This is a genomic window from Melioribacteraceae bacterium 4301-Me (assembly GCA_041538185.1).
GTDB lineage: Bacteria > Bacteroidota > Ignavibacteria > Ignavibacteriales > Melioribacteraceae > Pyranulibacter > Pyranulibacter aquaticus.
Window position 1 is genome coordinate 234787 of the sequence record JBGORM010000006.1, and the last position, 20876, is coordinate 255662.

Annotated in this window: 12 protein-coding genes and 1 tRNA gene; all 13 read left to right on the forward strand. The window is 34.6% G+C overall.

Annotated elements, in window-relative coordinates; all coding sequences use genetic code 11:
- The first annotated feature begins 322 nt into the window (after positions 1–322).
- Positions 323–1357 carry an N-acetyl-gamma-glutamyl-phosphate reductase gene (argC, locus tag ABRY23_11535; protein MFA3783684.1) on the forward strand — a complete coding sequence of 345 codons (1035 nt, stop codon included), beginning with the start codon at positions 323–325 and terminating at the stop codon, positions 1355–1357.
- Positions 1341–2546: a bifunctional glutamate N-acetyltransferase/amino-acid acetyltransferase ArgJ gene (gene argJ / locus ABRY23_11540; GenBank protein ID MFA3783685.1), complete on the forward strand. Its 1206-nt coding sequence runs from the start codon at positions 1341–1343 to the stop codon at positions 2544–2546. The genes argC and argJ overlap by 17 nt, the downstream gene beginning before the upstream one ends.
- A gap of 11 nt (positions 2547–2557) precedes the next feature.
- A complete protein-coding gene (gene argB, locus ABRY23_11545; GenBank protein MFA3783686.1) occupies positions 2558–3337 on the forward strand; it encodes an acetylglutamate kinase in 780 nt (259 codons plus the stop codon).
- Entirely contained in the window at positions 3282–4496 is a 1215-nt protein-coding gene (locus ABRY23_11550; protein ID MFA3783687.1) for an aspartate aminotransferase family protein, read from the forward strand. Before argB ends, ABRY23_11550 begins: the two co-directional genes overlap by 56 nt.
- A gap of 26 nt (positions 4497–4522) precedes the next feature.
- On the forward strand, positions 4523–4975 hold the full coding sequence (locus ABRY23_11555) for an arginine repressor (protein ID MFA3783688.1): 453 nt from the start codon (positions 4523–4525) through the stop codon (positions 4973–4975).
- A 26-nt stretch (positions 4976–5001) separates the two neighbouring features.
- The gene (locus ABRY23_11560) at positions 5002–6222 is read left to right on the forward strand and encodes an argininosuccinate synthase (GenBank protein ID MFA3783689.1); all 1221 of its coding nucleotides are present in this window, start codon (positions 5002–5004) and stop codon (positions 6220–6222) included.
- On the forward strand, positions 6222–7601 hold the full coding sequence (gene argH, locus ABRY23_11565) for an argininosuccinate lyase (GenBank protein MFA3783690.1): 1380 nt from the start codon (positions 6222–6224) through the stop codon (positions 7599–7601). The genes ABRY23_11560 and argH overlap by 1 nt, the downstream gene beginning before the upstream one ends.
- Before the next feature lie 1692 nt (positions 7602–9293).
- Positions 9294–9366: transfer RNA gene (locus ABRY23_11570), tRNA-Lys, on the forward strand.
- Between the two features lie 227 nt (positions 9367–9593).
- Positions 9594–10835 carry an aldolase/citrate lyase family protein gene (locus ABRY23_11575; GenBank protein MFA3783691.1) on the forward strand — a complete coding sequence of 414 codons (1242 nt, stop codon included), beginning with the start codon at positions 9594–9596 and terminating at the stop codon, positions 10833–10835.
- A 46-nt stretch (positions 10836–10881) separates the two neighbouring features.
- Entirely contained in the window at positions 10882–12435 is a 1554-nt protein-coding gene (gene citF / locus ABRY23_11580) for a citrate lyase subunit alpha (protein ID MFA3783692.1), read from the forward strand.
- Between the two features lie 235 nt (positions 12436–12670).
- Complete coding sequence (locus ABRY23_11585; protein MFA3783693.1) at positions 12671–14368, forward strand: peptidylprolyl isomerase; 1698 nt, start codon at positions 12671–12673, stop codon at positions 14366–14368.
- A gap of 90 nt (positions 14369–14458) precedes the next feature.
- Entirely contained in the window at positions 14459–17137 is a 2679-nt protein-coding gene (locus ABRY23_11590; GenBank protein ID MFA3783694.1) for a TonB-dependent receptor domain-containing protein, read from the forward strand.
- 37 nt (positions 17138–17174) lie between these two features.
- The gene (locus tag ABRY23_11595; GenBank protein MFA3783695.1) at positions 17175–20846 is read left to right on the forward strand and encodes a hypothetical protein; all 3672 of its coding nucleotides are present in this window, start codon (positions 17175–17177) and stop codon (positions 20844–20846) included.
- Positions 20847–20876 lie beyond the last annotated feature (30 nt).

Sequence of the window (20876 nt, forward strand, 5' to 3'; positions counted from 1 at the left end):
TCTTTTAAGCCGTATTTATTTGGCTAATTAAATTGATTAGTATTATAATACATTAAAACTGTATTATTATACGTATTTTCTCTCGTAAAACTTTCTATAATCAAAAAATCTTGCAACTATATTCATTTTATTCTTGACATATATTAGATATGTATTTAGATTTGACCAAGTTATTTTTGCGAGTAAATGCAAGTGAAAATTTATTTTTATCCTTTGGACAGTTCAATTTCTTTTCGCCCCCGATTAAGACGCATGCCACGTAGAAGGTAATTAATACCTTTTCAACTAAATATTTATCAACAAAAGAAAAAGGTTTTTTAATATGATATCAGTTGGTATTATTGGAGGCAGTGGTTATTTAGGGAAAAAGTTAATTCAATTTTGCAACGAACATCCTTACATTGATGATTTTACTGTTTATGCAAATACAACTGCAGGTAATAATTTGCTTTCTGTTTTTCCTGAGTTCAAAGGTTTTGTTAATAATAAATTAATTCTTCCTATTAAGGATATTTCGTTTTCGCATGATGTTTATTTTTTTGCGCTTCCACATGGTGAGGCAATTAAATTGATACCTTCCCTTTTGTCAATTGGGAAAAAAGTAATTGACTTAAGTGGGGATTTTAGGCTCGATTCAGCAGCTGATTATGAGAAATGGTATGGATTAGAGCACACAGCACCGAATCTATTAAAAGAAAAATTATATGGACTGGCAGATAAAAAAAATTATTATGTTAATGATGCAAAACTAATTGCAAATCCTGGGTGTTATCCGACTGCAGCTTTACTTTCAGTTTTGCCACTGGTGCTCAAATACGGAAGTGAAATTATTTCGCTTTCGATTGTAGCTTATTCGGGAACTAGTGGTGCTGGAAAATCTCCCAAAACTGATTTACTTTTATCAGAAATGGATGGGAATGTAAAAGCATACAACGTGCATAAACATCGTCATGAACCTGAAATATTACAGGAATTGAAAAAAAATGGATTTATCTCACATTTCTCTTTTACTACACATTTACTGCCGATTAGCGTTGGCATTTATTCAACTTCTATAGCGCATTTGTCAACTGAATTAAAACATGAGGATGTAATTGATGTTTATGAAGAATACTATTCATCATCTCATTTTGTAAGGTTAAGACAAACACCACCAGAGCTTAACTGGGTTGTAGGAACTAATTTTTGTGATATAAACGTTTCCGTAAAAGGAAACTCAGTGATTCTGACTTCGGCAATAGATAATTTAATTAAAGGTGGTGCGGGACAGGCAATCCAGAATATGAATAAATTATTTAAATGGGAAGAGTTTACAGGACTAATAACTAAGAGGGAAAAAGATGTATCAGTTTATTAATGAAGGCTCTGTTACTTCTCCAAAAGGATTTAAAGCTGCTGGTATTTTTTGCGGTATAAAAAAGAGAAAAAAAGATCTCGCATTAATAGTTTCAGATAAGTTATGTAACGCTGCTGCTGTATACACACTAAATAAAGTTAAAGCGGCACCACTACTAGTTTCAAAAGAAATTACAGATAAGGATATTCAAGTAAAAGCCGTATTGATTAATTCCGGTAACGCTAATGCTTGTACTGGCGAAGACGGTTTTATGGATGCAAAATTTACACAAGAATATTGTGCAGATAAATTAAATGTTAGTCCGGAAAATGTACTAATAAGTTCGACTGGTGTAATTGGTGTAAAATTACCTGTTCAAAAGGTTATTAGCGGGATAGATCAAATTATTAATGTTTTATCAGAAAAAGGCGGAATCGATGCAGCAGAAGCTATAATGACTACTGATACGAAAATTAAATCATTTGCCGTAAAGGTAAGACTTTCGAACGGAGAAACTACAATCGGAGCGATATGTAAAGGCAGCGGAATGATTATGCCTAATATGGCAACTATGCTTGCTTTCATAACTACTGATGCACAAATACAAAAACCTCTTTTAAAAAAATTGTTAGTCAATTCCGTAAATATTTCTTTTAATAAAATTTCAGTTGATGGGGAGACAAGTACAAATGATATGGTTGTTTTGCTTTCCAACGGTTTGAGTGGCGTTGAAGTTATTGAGGGAAGCAGCGACGAAAAATTGTTTCAAAAAGCATTAAATGCTATTTCAATTGAAATGGCAAAATCAATTGTAGCCGACGGCGAGGGTGCAACAAAACTTATTACTATCAATGTTACCGGCGCTGATACACAAGAAGATGCTGACCTGGTCGGAAAGTCGCTGGCTAATTCTAATTTACTTAAGACGGCTCTCTACGGCAACGATGCGAACTGGGGAAGAATTATGTCGGCTGCAGGTATGAGTGGTGCAAATTTCGACCCTGCTAAAGTCTCAATCAGTTTTGATGACCACGAAGTGTTACTGCCCCATTTTCAAGTTATGTTAAATGAGGAAATCGCTTATAAAATATTATCTAAAAAGGAGTACTCTATAAATGTGAATTTGAACGGTGGCGACTTTTCATCTACATGGTGGACTTGCGATTTCTCAGAAGAATATGTTAAAATTAATGCTAATTATAGAACTTAATTGGAGTATATATGAAAATAGCTGTACTTAAAATAAGTGGAAAATCCCTTGAAACTTTTTTTGATAGTAATAGATGGGAAACCCCATTAAAAAAATTAAGAATGGTTTACGACGGGATTGTAATTGTCCACGGTGCCGGGAAAAATATTACTGAATGGTCTAAAGCACTTGGACATGAAGTTAAATTTATTAATGGACAGAGAGTTACTTCAAAAGAAGTGATGGACGTTGTTGCTGCAGTTCAAAGCGGTCTGCTTAATTCAAAAATTGTCAGCAAATTGAATTCAATTGGTATTAAAGCTATTGGTTTAACTGGAATTGACCGTGGGAGTTTTGTGGCAAAAATAATAGACAAAAACTTGGGCTACGTAGGAATTCCAGAATTAGTAAAACCAATCGATTGGATCTATGACCTGCTGAATGAAAAAGTTGTACCGGTTTTTTCAAGTATCTGTAGAGATAAAGAAGGCAATTTAATTAATGTTAATGCCGATATTTTTACGGAAGTCCTTTCTACTTCATTAAAAGCTGAAAGCGTTTTCTTCTTGTCTGATATTAATGGCGTAATTATTAACGGCGCGGTTCAGAAATATATAAATGAACGTGAAATCATTGAAGGTATTAGTAATGGTGAAATTACAGAAGGTATGATTCCTAAGCTTAATAGCTGTGTAGAACTGCTGAATAAAGGAATTAAAAAAGTTTGGATAGGTTCAACAAATTTGGAGAGTATATTTGAAAGCGTATCAAACGACCAACAAGTCGGTACATGGATCGTTCAGTCATCTTAAAATAGCCGATACTGAAGATCATTTATTAAAAAATTATTCGAGAGCACCAATAGATTTTGTTAAAGGAAAAGGTGCTTATCTTTATGATTCTACTGGTAAAGAATATCTCGACTTTTTATGTGGAATTGCTGTTACATCTTTTGGACATAGCAATCCTCAAATTAAAGAAGCAGTAGAAGAACAAGTAAAAAGATTGTGGCATGTCTCGAATTTATTTATTTCTTCTGGACAAAAAATTTTAGCCGACAAATTATATCTGCGTTCTTCTTTAGAATATGCGTTCTTTTGTAATTCGGGTACTGAGGCGAACGAAGCAGCAATAAAATTTGCAAGAAAATGGGGAAATGGCAAATTCCAGATAATTACTGCTCTTGGAGGATTTCATGGGAGAACATACGGCAGTCTTTCAGCTTCTGGCCAATATAAATTGTGGGAAGGATTCTTCCCCTTGACACCAGGCTTCTTATATGTACCTTTTGGTGATATTGAAGCAATTGAAAATTCATTCGGTCCACATGTAGTTGCTGTGATGCTTGAACCAATTCAAGGCGAGAAAGGAATAATAATTCCTCCAGAAGGATATTTAAAGGAGGTAAGAAAATTTTGCGATGAAAAAGGAATACTATTAATCCTCGATGAAGTGCAGGCAGGAGTGGGAAGAACAGGAAAATTCTTCGCTTACGAGTATGAAAATATAAAACCTGATATTGTGACATTGGCAAAGGGAATAGCTAATGGTATTCCGCTTGGGGCTACTTTGTGTTCAAAAAAAATTGGTGATGTAATTAATCCTGGAGATCATGGCTCAACCTTCGGTGGAAATCCCATAGCTGTTGCAGCAGCTAATAAAGTTTTAGATTTAATTAGTGATGAGTTACTGAATCATATTTTTGAAATGGGAGAAAAAATTAAAAACGAAATTTCATCTTTGAATTCTAATGTGATTAAAGAAGTACGAGGTAAAGGTTTGATGATTGGCGTTGAATTAAATGATGGCTTTTCAGCAAAGCAAATTGTATCTAATTTATTAAATGAAGGAGTTATTGTTGGCACTTCCGGAGATGCGGTGCTTAGAATTCTCCCCCCCTTTATTGTAGGAGAAACAGAGATAGAAAAGTTTATTGGCATATTTAAAAATGTATTGAAAAAACTAATTTGACTATCTAACAAAAAAACAGGTGAAATATGTCGGCTAAACTAAAAAGACAGAATGTTATAAAAGAAATTCTCGCTACAAAAGTTGTAAGCACACACGAAGACCTTATTGAGTTATTAAAAAAGGAACATATTTATGTTACCCAGGCAACATTGAGCCGCGATTTTGCTGAAATGGGGGTGATAAGAACAATTGTAGGTAATACTCCAAAGTATTTGCTTAATCCTGAAGAATCAGGCAGAAAGATTTCTAAACTGATAAGTTTTGAAATAATTAGCGTAGAACATAACGAGGCGTTAATTGTTGTTAGAACTTTAGCCGGCAGAGCACAAGGTGTAGCACATTATATCGACCGATTAAATGTACCGGAAATTTTAGGAACTGTAGGTGGCGACGATACAGTGCTCGTAATTCCAAACTCAACTAAAAACCTGCCAAAAGTTGTTGAACTAATTAAAGAAATGATGACAGATAAATTATAAACAAATTTAAAGGAAGGAGAATCAAATTGGGAAAAACAAAAATTGTTGTTGCTTATTCCGGAGGATTGGATACTTCCGTAATGGTGAAGTGGCTCTCGGAAAAATTTGATGCCGAAATTATCACTGCAACGGGCAACTTAGGTCAACGAGCTGAACTTGATAATATTGAAGAAAAAGCAAAAATAGCTGGAGCCTCAAAATCTGTTATTTTGGATTTGCGCCACGAGTTTGCAGTAAACTATTTATGGCCAGCATTAAAAGCCAGCGCTTTATACGAGGGCGCTTATCCACTTGCCACTGCAATTGGAAGACCACTTCTTGCTAAGATGATGGTAGACATCGCACTTAACGAGGGTGCTGAAGTAATTGCTCATGGCTGTACTGGTAAAGGTAACGACCAAGTTCGTTTTGAAGTGGGAATTCAAACATTAGCACCTCATTTAAATGTTATAGCTCCGTTAAGGTTTTGGGAATTTAAAAGCCGTGAAGAAGAAATGGACTATGCTAAAAAACACAAAATACCAGTCAAAGCAACAAAAGATTCCCCATATTCTATAGATGAAAACCTGTGGGGGATTGCAATTGAATGCGGTGTGCTCGAAGACCCAACGAATGCACCACCAGAGGATGCATACCAAATTACAACTAACCCCAAGTATGCACCCGACTCACCCGACGAAGTAAAAATCACATTCGAAAAAGGAATTCCAGTTGCAATTAACGATATAAATTATGACCCAGTTGAGCTTATTGAGTACTTAAATGAAATTGGAGCTAAAAATGGTGTGGGCAGAATTGATATGATTGAAAATCGTGTAGTCGGAATTAAATCTAGAGAAATTTACGAAGCACCAGCAGCTACAATTTTACATATTGCACATAATGAACTTGAAAAATTAATTTTAGACCGCGAAACTTTTAGATATAAGCAGTCAGTTTCTAATAAAATTGCTAATTTAATTTATGATGGATTATGGTTCTCGCCGCTGTTTAAATCGCTAATGGCTTTTGTCGATTCAACACAAGAGAACTTAACAGGCGAGGTAACTGTTGAGCTTTATAAAGGCAATGTTCGAGTTTTATCCAGAAATTCTCAGTTCAGTTTGTACAATATGAAACTTGCTACTTATACCGAAGAAGATATATTTGACCATCGGGCAAGTGAAGGATTTATAAAAATATATGGGCTTCCGTACAAAACTCTCTCGGAAGTTTTAAATGCACGCAAGGAAAAAGGAGTTGTTTAATGCTGTGGGGAGGAAGATTTAAAAAAGAATTAGATAAACTCGCATTAAAATTTTCCTCCTCTTTAAATATAGATATTAATTTATTTGAGGAAGATATCCTTGTAAACCTTGTTCATTCCGAAATGCTCTCTAATGTAGGTTTAATTACAAACGAAGATTTCAAAAAAATAAAAAACGGATTAAATCTAATTTTAGAAGAGTACAGAAATGGAAAATGGAAACCTGAAAGTGAAAAATTTGAAGATGTTCATTCAGCTATCGAATCAAGGTTAAGTGAATTAATTGGAGAGACTGCCGGAAAACTTCATACCGGTAGAAGTCGTAATGACCAAATTGCAACCGACGAAAGATTATGGATTAAAAAAGTTTCTTCTTTTCTTGAAAACAATATATCCAATTTCCAAAAAACCTTAATTAAAGTAGCTGATGTAAACATTAATACAATAATGCCGGGATACACTCACCTGCAAAGAGCACAGCCTGTTTCATTTGCCTTTCATTTGCTTGCTTATGTAGAAATGCTTCAGCGCGATAAAAAAAGATTTAACTTTGTTAAAAACGAAACCAATGAATCACCACTTGGCGCTGGCGCTTTAGCTGGTTCAACTTTACCATTAGATAGAAATTACACTACAAAAAAATTAGGATTTGCTGAACCCACCAGGAACGCTTTGGATTCAGTTTCCGACAGAGATTTCCTTTTAGATTTTTTAAATGCTGTATCAATTGGAATGATGCATTTAAGCCGACTTGCCGAGGAACTGATTTTATGGAGTTCAAGTGAATGGAACTTTGTACAACTGCCGGAGGAATTTACAACTGGTTCATCTTTGATGCCACAGAAAAAAAATCCCGATATGGCGGAACTGATTCGCGGCAAAGCTGGAAGAACTTTTGGAAATTATATTTCATTAATCACTACAATTAAAGGATTGCCGTTGAGCTATAACAGAGATCTTCAGGAAGATAAAGAACACGTATTCGATTCTTTTTTTACCTATGCCGATAGTTTGACAATAATGAATAAGATGTTCGAAAAGATAGAAGTAAACACAAATCGATTTAAAGAAGAATTAAAAAACAGTTTTATACTTTCAACAGACCTTGCCGATTGGTTGGTACTTAACGGGATTGCATTCCGAGAGGCTCATCGAATTGTTGGTGAACTTGTAAAATTTTGCGAAGAAAACAGAATCAGTTTTTCCGACTTAAACTTAGAGCAGCTAAAAAAAATAAATCAAATTTTTACTGGAGATGCACTTAAATGTCTTGATGTTGAAACCTCACTGCAAAGGAAGCAAACCTTTGGCTCACCAAATCCAAAACTCGTGAAAGAACAAATTGAGTTCTGGAAAGATAAATTGCATGAATCAGTTTGAGCCTATTATTTAAAAGCATCTCAATAATGATTCAACCCAAATTATGCAATAGAATATGAAAAAATTAACTTTGTACTTATATATAAAAGAAAAGCAGAAATCAGATTCTCATGTTTCTAATGCATATATCGGGGAGATAACATTAACAACCAAATTTAGTTTGACCTGCTATTGGTTCTATCTGTTTTTTTCAATAAGCTAATAAGGTTTGGTTTCTTTTTTCTTTGTTCATGTTACTAAGGTAGTCAAGAAAAGGATAAGGTATTTTGAGAATTCACCACTTCGTGGTAAGTGAACCTTAGTCATAGAAAGTAATAATGAGGAAGCAATGAACCTTAGTAACAAGCGAGAGATCAGAGTGAATTAACCTTATTAGCTTATTGTTGACAGTTAATCTAAAAACTAACAGCGTAGAAAGAGCAAGAATGAAGTAAAGAGGAGAATTTGTAAATAAACAAAGGTAAATAAAGATAGAATGTAGATAAGTGACAAGTAAAGGTGAATATATAATTTTCTAATGCATAGGTTGGGATTATCTGTCATTCTCACTAAAGTTTAAGTCTACACTCAAATCAAAGGTACCTGTAATTACGCATTGAATTTTTCAGAAGTTTCAAAGAATTAACTATTATTGGTTTTATGGCTTACTTACTGTAAGCAGAGTTGTTTTTTCAATAAGCTAATAAGGTCTGGTTTCTTTTTTATTTGTTTAGGTTACTAAGGTAGTAAAGAAAAGAATAAGGTATTATGAGAATGCATCCACGATGAGAATTCACCACTTATCTGTAAGTGAACCTTAGTCATAGAAAGTAATAATGAGGGAGCAATGAACCTTAGTAACAAGCGAGAGATCAGAGTGAATCAACCTTATTAGCTTATTGTTGACAGTTAATCTAAAAACTAACAGCGTAGAAAGAGCAAGAATGAAGTAAAGAGGAAAATTTATAAATAGACAAAGGTAAATAAAGATAGAATGCAGACAAGTCACAAGTAAAGGTGAATATATAATTTTCTTATGCATACCTGTCCAATATATTTTTTATTTCGTCCCTAAAGGGACTCAATCTATTTCTTTGTTCTTTATCCTGTAAATATTTTGTCCTAACGGGACAATAAGGCTTTGATTATGCTTAAACCAATGTAATCCTTTTATGAATTATATAGTTATAGAATAAATAAATATCAAACTGAAGTTAAAAGTCCCGTATGGACGAGATGGGGTTTGATTTTTAAGACAAGTAGAATAGTCCAAAATCTTGAAGTTTTCAAATTTATTTGGTAATTCATCCCTTCAGGATTTGATTTCAAAATTATTTTGGACAGCACTGTTCTAATGGATAGGTTGGATTTAAATAATAATTGGTGAAAAACTTGTGTTGAGTTTCTGAAGCTTACGTTAAAATAGCTTTTATCCTTTTTACTATTGTTCCTACTTACAACAGGCTGGCAAAAAATTATATTTTCATAAATATAAAGTTGTTATGTAAATGTTTATTTACGTAACGCATATTTAGCTTGGCCTGTCACCACAAAGAGTCGTGATGAGGTCCTGGTAGAGCGTCTGACATGCTCCACAAAAAATATTTTATTATTGTTAAGTTCCCCAGATAAAGAAAAACTGATATCAGAGATGTCAGTTTGCTCTCTTATAAAATCTTTGGGAACATTTTGGTTTTTGCTTATTTTTGTGACGCACCTTTAGCTCAGTTGGTAGAGCATCTGACTCTTAATCAGCAGGCCGCCGGTTCGAGTCCGGCAAGGTGCACTCCACAATAACTTTTTACTTCAATTAACCCAGTTCACACTGGGTTTTTTTATATCATTTTTTAAAGTAAGGAATATTTTTTTCGAACATCTTTGTGAAGTGAATTTAGGAGACTTAATCTTATTAAAGGACACTTCTTTATCTTTATTACTATATTTAATGTGTATCTTTTTTACTGTAAAATTGAGATGTTGAAAAAAATATTACAGGCATAGATAATAAATATTATGGTGAAAACTAAAACAAAAGTAAATCCCGAAATTGGCATGTCTGGCAAACGCGGCGAAAAGGTACGCTCTGATTGTCATATAGAAATTGAGTTAACAAAAAGAAATGGAGTAATAATAGAACTTAATAGTAAAGTTAATACTCTGTACGGGGAGGTCATCAAAGACCTAATACTGCAGGTGTGTAGCTTTTTTGAAATAAAAAATGCAAAAATAAAAATTGAGGATAGTGGCGCTCTTCCATTTACACTTGCTGCAAGATTTGAAGCTGCATATAAACAAATTAACTTTGATGATAACAGAGAATTCCTTCTTCCGTTTAATCGAAAAAACTATTATAAAACTCAAAAAGACAGATTGCGTAGAAGTCGTTTGTATCTGCCAGGCAAGGAACCTAAGTTTTTTCCCAACGCGGGCCTACATAAACCCGATGGAATTATACTTGATCTTGAGGATAGCGTTGCACCATCTGAAAAATTAGCTGCAAGGTATTTAGTACGCAATGCCTTAAGGTCGGTAGATTTCTACGGAGCTGAAAGAATGGTAAGGATTAATCAACTGCCGATGGGATTAGAAGATTTACGTTTTGTGGTTCCGCATAATGTGCATGTAATCTTAATACCCAAATGTGAGTCTGCAGACACAGTAAAACAAGTAGAAGAAGAGATTAATATTATAAGGGCAGAAAAAAATTTCTCTTCGGAAATATATTTTATGCCAATAATTGAAAGTGCGGCAGGAGTTCTAAAAGCTTATGAAATTGCTACGGCATCAGATAATGTTTGTGCATTAACAATTGGACTTGAAGATTACACAGCCGATATTGGTGTAGAAAGAACCAATGACGGGAAAGAAAGTTTTTATGCAAGAAGTGCAATAATAACTGCTGCTAAAGCTGCCGGCGTTCAAGCTATCGATTCAGTGTTTTCTGACGTTGATGATTTTGAAGGTTTACGCAAAAGTGTAATTGAAGCCAAATCTCTTGGCTTTGAGGGCAAGGGTTGTATTCATCCTCGTCAAATAAAAGTAGTGCATGAGGCATTTGCACCAACGGAAAAAGAAATCGAAAAAGCTAAAAAAATAGTCGTTGCCTTTAAAGAAGCAGAAAAGAAAAAACTTGGTGTGGTTTCACTTGGCAGTAAAATGGTTGATGCACCAGTTGTAAAACGTGCACAAAAAATTATTGATTTGGCTTTGATGTATAACTTATTGGAAAAAAACTGGGAAGAAAAATTGCAATGACTTTTGAAATTCTTTAACTGACAATAAATGACAAAAAAGTATAACAATGAAACTAGTAAAAAATGCTTTAGGAAGATTAGTGCCAATAGTTGTGAACGGGAAAAAACAAATTCCATTTAAAGGAATTGGTAAATATGTTCCAAGAGGGAAAAAAGCTAGTCCGCCGATAAGCTCATGTGCTAACTACCCAAATGATGGTAATAAAGTTGTAAAGAACTTAAAAGAAGCTTTAATAAAATGCGGCTTGAAAGATGGCATGACAATTTCTACTCATCATCATCTCCGTAACGGTGATATTGTTACAAATATGTTATTCGATGTGATTCATTCGATGGGAATAAAAAACATAAGATGGTTTCCAAGTGCTTCTTTCCCTTGTCACGAACATCTAATAAAATATCTCGAAGATGGAACTATTCATCATATCGAAGGAAGTATGAATGGACCGCTTGGTGAATTTACAAGTAAAGGTAAAATGAAAGGTGTTGGTGTACTTCGTTCGCACGGTGGAAGATACCAGGCCGTTCAAGATGGAGAGGTTCATATTGATATTGCTGTAATTGCAGCTCCAACTTCAGATTCTTTTGGAAATGCTAACGGTGTTCATGGTAAATCAGCTTGCGGCGGATTAGGGTTTGCTCTTGTAGATTCTCAGTATGCAGATAAAGTAATTATTGTTACAGACAACCTCGTTCCTTTCCCATGCGTTCCTTGGCAGATTCAAGGGAATAATGTGGATTACGTCGTTCAAGTTGAATCTCTTGGCGATCCCTCTAAAATTGTTAGTGGCACTACTGAAATTACTAGGAGTCCAGATAGACTTTTGATTGCCGAATATATAGCAGAATTTATGAATGCAGCTGGCATTATTAAAAATGGGTTCTCTTTTCAGGCGGGAGCCGGAGGAACTTCACTTGCTTTTATCCCTTTTCTTAAAGAAAAGATGAAAGCTAAAGGAGTAAAGGCACGATTTGTAAGGGGTGGTTCGACAAAATATCTTGTAGAAATGTTAGAAGAGGGTTTAACAGATTTTATATTAGATGGACAAACATTTGATCTTGATGGTGTTCGTTCGATGCGTGATAATTCTAATCATGTAATGACCTCCCCCTTCACAAGTTACAACTATCACGGAAAAGGTAATTTTGCATCAATAGTAGATGCTGCAATTCTTGGTGCAACCGAAGTTGATATTAACTTTAATGCAAATGTTGTTACTCACTCTGATGGTCTCCTTTTGCATGGAATTGGGGGGTGGCAAAATTGTTTGTTCTCAAAATGTACTATACTTGCTGTTCCTTCTTTTAGAGATCGCATTCCTGTTATTGTTGATGAAGTAACAACACTTTGCGGACCTGGCGAGTTGATTGATGTTGTAATAACTGAAAGAGGCATTGCTATAAATCCGAGAAGAAAAGACTTACTAACTGCAGTAAAAAAATCTTCCTTGCCAATTCGTTCTCTGAAAGAAATTCAAAAAGAAGTTAATGAAATATGCGGCGGTAAACCATCCAAACCAAAAGTTGATAAAAATAAAATAGTCGCAATTGTTAAATGGGTAGACGGGACAGTCTTAGATTCAATCTACAAAATCGCCTAATTTACTTTACTCATCTTGCAAACAATTTTATTACCAAAATTCACTTAAGAAATCCACTTTTTTTTCTAGTTATAAAAAAATATAACTACTATATCGTTACCGTTAGCGCTTAAGTAAGATTAGAGATAGATTTTTCACAAGTCTAAAATTGATTTTAGAAAATCGATTTTGCATTTTTAATCAGATGAAAGAACTAAGTTACATATCACAAAAAAAGTTTTTGTTAAAGCTGTCCATGTTTCTTAAAAAATACATTTCACTTTTTTCGATTTATGAAATGTATTTTAAGAGTATAGTATTTCTTGCTATGATTTTTCTTTACACCAATTGCTTACCTCAGGTTCCTTCTGATACATCAGTAGTAGCTGTTGTAGGGAATCAAAAAATAAAAGCTAGCGAAGTAAAAAATAGGCTTGAGGATTACCTTTTACTTTCAGGAGTTAAAGACAATATTTTGGTTCGAAAGTCTATTCTAAATAACATGACGAATGAAATATTACTTTACTATTACGATGATAACAGAAATATTTTTGCAAATCCCGAATACCAAAAAGAACTTAATTGGGCAAAGAGACAAACTATACTTGCTTTTTTGGAAGATAGGGACGTTTATGCAAAAATAACGGTGACGGACCAAGAAGTTCGGCAGGCATTTTATAGAGCAAATGAATATATAGCTGTAAAGCATCTTTACGCTAAAACAGAATCTGAAGCTGAATCTCTTTACCAGCTTCTGCAAGCTGGTGTTGATTTTGATTCATTGGCAGCGCAGGTTTTTACTGATTCTACTTTGAGAAAAAACGGCGGTTACTTGGGGTACTTTACATGGGGAGATATGGATCCTAACTTTGAAGAAGCAGCCTATAATCTTAAAATTGGAGAAATATCAAAGCCAGTAAAAACAGCTTACGGTTATAGCATTATAAAATTAATTGATGCTAAACCTCACCCACTTCTTACAGAAACAGAATTTCTTAACAAGAAAGACCATTTTATTCGGGTTCTCAAAATAAGAAAGAAAGGTCCTGCTGAACGTGAATTTATTAATAAGATTTTTGACCAAAAGAAATTGAGAATAAACGAAAAAGTTCTTAATGCGCTATTTGAAAGCTTAAGTCAATCACCACAAAATCTAATTGAAAAGTTTAGCAACTCAAATCCTAATTTGACATGTGTTCAGTACGGTAATAAAAAATACTCGATAACAGAAATTCAAGAAAGAATAAATCAAATTCCGTTTTTTCATCGAAAAAAAATAGATTCAATTAATGCATTAAAGACCGTTATTAAGGGATTAGTAATTCAAGATCTTTTGTATCAAAGAGCAGTTAAAGAAGGTTACGATAAAAACCCCGAAGTGGAGGAAATGATTAGAAAGTACAATAAAAATATTTTTCTTAAATACAAACGAGAAGAAATAGCAGAAAAATCGGTTTTACCTGATAGTGTTATTCATAAATTTTATACTGATAATCTACAATATTTTCGCACTGAACCACAGCTGAACATTCAAGAAATAATACTAAAGGATAAAAAGCTTGCTGATTCGATATCAACTCTTATTAGGGATGGTGCTGATTTTGGACCTTTGGCAAAGCAATATTCGATAAGAAAATGGTCTGCTGAAAACAATGGTGTTATGGGCTTTGCTGAAATTTCTAAGTTTGGTATATTAAAAGATACCTTATGGAAATACGATGTGGGTTCTGTATTGGGGCCTGTCAATATCGAAGGTTATTATGGCATATTTAAGATACTAGGAAAAAAGGAGGGTACTGTAAAACCGTTTGAAGAAGTAAGAAAGGAAGTAGTAAGATTAGCTAAGAAAGAAAAGTCTAAACAACTAGTAGAGGACTATGTAAATAAAATAAAAGAAAGGGTTGTTACTGAAGAATACGATAAAAATCTAAGCGAGATAAAGCTGAGTTTTTAATTAAATAAAACATTTGAGCCTGCTTGCAAAAAGCAAGCTGGTTTGCATAAGGAAATGATTGGTATATAATTTTATGTAACGGGAGGCACCATGAAGAAAATTTTTACCATTGTTTCACTGGTTTTGCTTTTTCCATTTTTGATTTTTGCTGGGACAACAGGGAAATTAACTGGAAGAGTAACCGATAAAAAGACCGGTGAACCATTACCATTTGTTAATATTACTATTGAAGGGACTACGTTAGGAGCTGCTTCTGACTTAGATGGTAGGTATGTAATACTTAATATTCCTCCGGGTAGGTACAATGTAAAATTCCAGTATGTAGGCTATCAACCTTTAGTAGTTGAAAACGTACAAATATCGATTGATTTAACTACCACTCAAGATGCACAACTCGAAGAATCAACCATAGAATTGGGCGCAGTAATTGTTCAAGGCAATGTTGAAAGAATTCAAAAAGATATAACCTCATCGCAGGCTCGTGTTACTTCTGAACAAATTCAGAATTTACCAGTAGTTGAGCTCAACGATATCTTACAATTGCAAGCAGGGGTAACAAAGGATGCAAATGGGCAGTTCCACATTAGGGGTGGTAGAACAACAGAAATAGCTTACTGGGTTAATGGGATTTCAATTACTGATCCGTACGATAATAGCAGGGGGATTGAAATTGATAATAGCAGTGTTCAAGAGTTGCAGGTGATTAGTGGAACATTTAATGCAGAATATGGCCAGGCGTTATCTGGTATCGTTAATACTGTAACAAAAGAAGGTGGGAAAAGTTTTAATGGCGATGTAAAGGTCTATAGCAGCGACTATGTTAGTAATTTTACAGATTACTTTGTTGGAATTGATAGATACAACCCATTTACAAACTATAACTTTCAAGGTAGTTTAAGTGGACCTATACCTTTTACAAAGGATAAGCTTACATTCTTTGCTACGGGTAGGTACGTTTACGATGATGGTTATTTATATGGCATTAGGAAGTTTACCACTACAGGTCAACTTGGAGATGGTGCACTTGTTCCAATGAATTGGAGCAAGAGATGGATAGGCCAATCAAATATAACCTATTTTGCTTCAACAAATTTTAAGTTTAATCTCGAGGCACTTTATTCCAAAGAAAACTACCAGGATTATGACCATCTTTTTAAGTGGGAACCAGACGGCAACGTATTCAAGTATTCTAAAAGTTATAATCTTACTTTTACAATGACTCATACTTTTTCTAATACAGCTTTCTATACCTTAAAACTTTCTAAATTTTTTAAAGATTTTAATGAATATTTGTACCCTGACCCGTTTGACCCAAGGTATTTAAGCCCAGACTCTTTAAACACTGTAGGATATGCTTTTAGAAAAACTGGTACAAATTTGCATAGATTTTTTAGGGAAACCAACTCTTATATTGGTAAAATTGACTTTACTAGTCAAGTCACAGAAAATCACTTGATTAAATTCGGTGTAGAAGGTAGAATCCATAATCTTAAATTCGATGATTATTACCTAGAGCCGTTAAGAATCAACGGCATTCCAGTTGTACCTTTTCAACCAGCTATTCCAGATATAAATACGCCGAATAGAACAAAATATGATAATAAGCCAATTGAACTATCTGCTTATATACAAGATAAAATTGAATATCAAAGTGTTATCATAAATATCGGGTTAAGATTAGATTATTTTGATTCTAGGGCTAATGTTTTAGTAGATCCAACAGACCCGAACATAAACTTACCTTTAAGACCCGAGTTAGAAAACCTTTCTCTAGCAGAACGGGAACCTTATTTTTATAAAAAAGCAACACCTAAATGGCAAATTGGACCTCGTTTTGGTATAGCATATCCTATTAGCGATAAAGGTGTGCTGCATTTTTCGTATGGGCATTTTTTACAGATACCAACTTTTCAATATCTATTTCAAAATGGACCTTATTATGTCCCTGAAACTGGTAGTGGTTACGGCCCTTATGGCAATCCTGATTTAAAACCTCAAAAAACAATCATGTATGAAATTGGTTTTAGACAGGAATTTTTTGACGATTTTAATGTGGACATAACTGGTTTTTACAGAGATATACGAGATTGGATTACTGCTGGCCCATTAATTACCACAAGAAATCTTGTAACTTATTCTATCTTTATTAATAAAGATTATTCTAATGTGAAAGGAATTACACTTAACTTAAATAAGAGATTTAGTAACCACTATTCAATAGATTTAAATTATACATACCAAGTCGCCGAGGGAAGTAATTCTCGCCCAGAAGATGAGTTCAATGCTCAGCTGTCTAATAATGAACCTAATCTTTTCTTAATACCGTTAGATTGGGATCAAAGACATCTGCTTAATTTCTCGTTATTTGTTGGAGATGTTGACTGGGGTGTAAGTCTTATATCACGTTACGGTACAGGCTTACCATATACTCCATCTATTACCCAGTATACTGCTGATAGAGGAATTACTTCTGGGCTTCAGACTAATAGTAGAAGAAAGCCAAATCAGTTTTCTATGGATTTAAGATTACATAAGACTTTTAAAATTGCCAACTTAGATATTACTACATTCGTTCAGGTTTTTAATTTGCTCGATAATAAGGTGGTATTAAATGTGTTTACAGATACTGGTAGCGCTGATTATACAACTCAAGCTCAAAATATTGGTTTTGATCCTAAGAGACCAAATACTGTTGAAGAATTCTTGAAAAACCCAACTAATTATGCGGCTCCAAGATTAGTTCAAATTGGCTTCGAATTTTCATTCTAATAGTCTAGAAAATTTTATAAAGAGGAGTAAAAAATAAATGGATAGAATCTTAAAACAGAGTTTGACATTAATTGTTACATTATTAATTCTTAACCCTATTTCATATGCTCAGTATAAACCAAGTAAAGAAAGAGGTGATGTTAAGTGGAGAGCAAAAGGTCAGATGGAAGGTAATCAAATAAGAACGACTATATTTAATTTTGGACAAACCGGTAGAGAGGGGGGTCAATTCCCTATTAATGTCCAAACACCTTATGAATGGCCTAAAAATACTGGACACGTTTATTTGGCTATGACTGGCATTTTTGTGGGCGGAGAAGTAGTTGACAATAATGGTCAGATTCAACATATAATTGATGTAATGAATTATCGTCAATCACCTCAAGGGAAATCATGGAATTTTGAACCAGTGCCTGGCTATTTAAACAAAACAAAAAATGAGGTTGCAACCAGTGTGGACCCTGAAACTTGGCCGTCGTTCTGGCCAGATAGAACACAGGATAAAGTAGATCCCGGATGGCCTGGTTCTTGGAACGGCTACTTTGGGAAAAATAAATTTAATGCTGACCAAGAAATGTATTACCACGCTTCGGATGATAACTATGATAGATATTCTGCTTATTTTCCCGATACAACCGATTTAACTCGTAAAGGATTGGGTATTATTCTTAGTGTAAGAGCTTTGGCATGGTCTCAAGTATTAGTTCAAGATGCATTGTATTTATTGCATTATGTTAAAAACGATGGGACAAAGGATATAGCTAAAGTAGGTTTTACGCTCTGGTATGCTGACTTTGTAGGCGGTGATGGGGATTCGCAAGATGATAGGTCAGATTTCGACCTTCTGAATGATATTGCTTGGACCCGTGATTATGATAACAAGGCACCTCTTTTTGGCAACGACCCTGTTGGTGCTGTGGCGGCTGTATTCCTGGAAACACCAGGCAATGCAACAGATAGAATTGATAATGATGGTGATAGCCCTGAACTTGGTCCTAAAGTAACAATGGAAATGCTCGAAGGTGAGGACCCAACTAATCAAATAGATGATAATGGCAATGGACTTATTGACGAGAACTTAACTCACGTTCCCTTTGGTCAGCAGGAAGGTGTAACTTATGCCGATAGAATTGGTCAGCCGATTAATCCAACTTGGCTTGCAAAGCATCCTAGATTTCATAGAGAAGAAAATAGTCCGGTCGTAACTCAACAAATGATAGATGATGCAAACAGTGATCCAAACAATAAATGGAAATTATGGCCGCCTATGGATGCATTCCAAAAAGGCCAAGTTCATTTGATAGAAGTTACTCAAGATAAATTAGGAATGCCTTATAAAGATGGAATAGATAATGATGGCAATGGTGAAGAAGGTAGCCCGGTAATTACACAAGAAATGATTGATGCAGCCGCTTCAGACCCATACCATCGATATCGTGTTAATGACAAAATAATTCTGTATAATGTTGTTCAATCAACTTTAGGTATGAAATATGCTGATGGAATAGACAATAACAACGATGGTGCAATTGATGAAAATATTGACGAGGGGATCGATGTGATGATTGATGAAAGCAGGGATAATGGAATTGATGATGATTACGATTGGAATCCTTTAACAGATGACACAGGGCTAGACGGTGTTGCTGGAACGGGAGATTTTGGTGAAAACGATGGAAAGCCTACTTCTGGTGCAAGGTTTGGCCTGCCAGGCGAAAGAGGAATTGATGTAACTGATGTTTCTGAGACAGACCAAATTGGTATTACAAATGCAGATTATGTACCAGCAGGCGGGCTGAATATTAATAGCGACGCTCAAATGTGGTTCGACTTTATGATTCCAGGTAAGTTTTATGATCCTCAAGAAGTAACATTTGGAGAATATGATTTATTTGTTTCTTCTAACCTTTTTCCACTTAAAGCCGGACAAACAGAACCAATATCTATAGCAATTATTCTTGCAAACGGACCAACTCTTGATCCTGGTGGTGAATTTAGGAAAAAGGAAATACTTAGAAAAAAGATCAGAGCTCAAGAAACATATAATAACGACTATCAATTTGCTAACGCTCCTTTAACCCCAACCCTTACCGCTGTGCCTGGTAACAATAGAGTTACATTATATTGGGACGATATTGCAGAAAGTTCATTTGATAGTTATATTGATGCTATTGGTGGTAATGGTCATGATTTTGAAGGGTATAGGATATATCGTTCTTCCGATCCTGCCTTCGCTGATGCTGAAGTTATTACAAATGGGTATGGTATTTTACAATTCAAGCAGCCTATAGCTCAATTTGATAAAATTGATGGCATTGTTGGCTTTGATTCAATTGGTATTGATGGTATTCATTTTTATTTGGGTAATGATTCGGGTCTTAAACATTCTTTTATTGACTCAACAGTTCAAAATGGGTTTACTTATTACTATGCAATAACTTCTTATGATTTTGGATATCCTGCAGGAGGTATAATTCCAGCTGAATGCCCAATTCGAGTTTCATTACAACAGGATGGCTCTGTAAAATTAGGTCCTAACGTTGCCAGGGTTACACCAGAAGCACCAACAGCAGGATATGTGCCTCCTTCGTTAGGAACTTTCGAACATTATGCCGGCTCGTCCACAGGTCAAATTGGCTACGATATTGTTGACGTTAACAAAATTCTTGATGGCCACGTTTACCTTATATCTTTTGAAGATACCATAAAAGTTGCACAAAAACCAGGAGCACCAGATACGCTTACAACCAAGAATTTTACACTGGTTGACTCTACTGCAAATAGAATATTAATTAATCGAAGTCCTAATCTAAGCTCAGATTTTGAACAACCTTTAATTGACGGATTTAGATTAAAGTTTTTTAATGAAAAGAGAGTTGAGCTTGATCAAACAAAAACGGCATGGAGTGATACAAATATAGTTTCTTATGCCTTTGAGAGATTTGTTTACCCGGGTGGAATTAACGGTGTGCAACAGCCTAGTGACTATAGAATAGAATTTGGTGATGTTGGTTTTGGACAGTCAAAAGAAGGAAAACTAGGTAATATTACTTTACCTTCTGTTCCTGTCAATTTTAAGGTTTATAATAAGAGTACTGGCAAATATATTGATTTTATGTTTATTGAGGTTGATAATTCTACAGGAGCAGGAATGCTTTCTACTCAAGGTGCAAAAAGAGATAGAATTGTTTTTCTTGAACCAGATTCTAAAGGCCAATTACAATTTACATGGACGTTTTATTTACTAGGAAGTCCACAATCCCAGCCTGGCAAAAGATTTCCACAATCAGGTGATCAAATTAATATTCAACTAAAGAAACCATTTTTGTCGGCTGATAAATATAGATTTGTAGCGAAAGCACAAAAAACAGATGCAGAATTGGCTAAGGCACAACTAGATAATATTAAGGTTGTACCAAATCCATATGTTGCCACAGCAGCTTGGGAATTAAAAAATCCGTATTCGAGCGGCAGAGGTCCTAGGGACCTACATTTTACACATTTACCTCCAAAATGCACTATTCGAATATTTACAGTAAATGGTGAACTTGTAGATACTATTGAACACGACTCGCCACTAAATGATGGAACAGAAAAGTGGGACATGCTTTCAAAGGATAGACTATCAATCTCTTATGGAATTTATGTATATCAAATTGACGCCCCGGGTATAGGTCAGAAAATTGGCAAGTTTGCTATAATTAAATGAAAAGATAAAAATAAAAAAAGGAAGAATAGA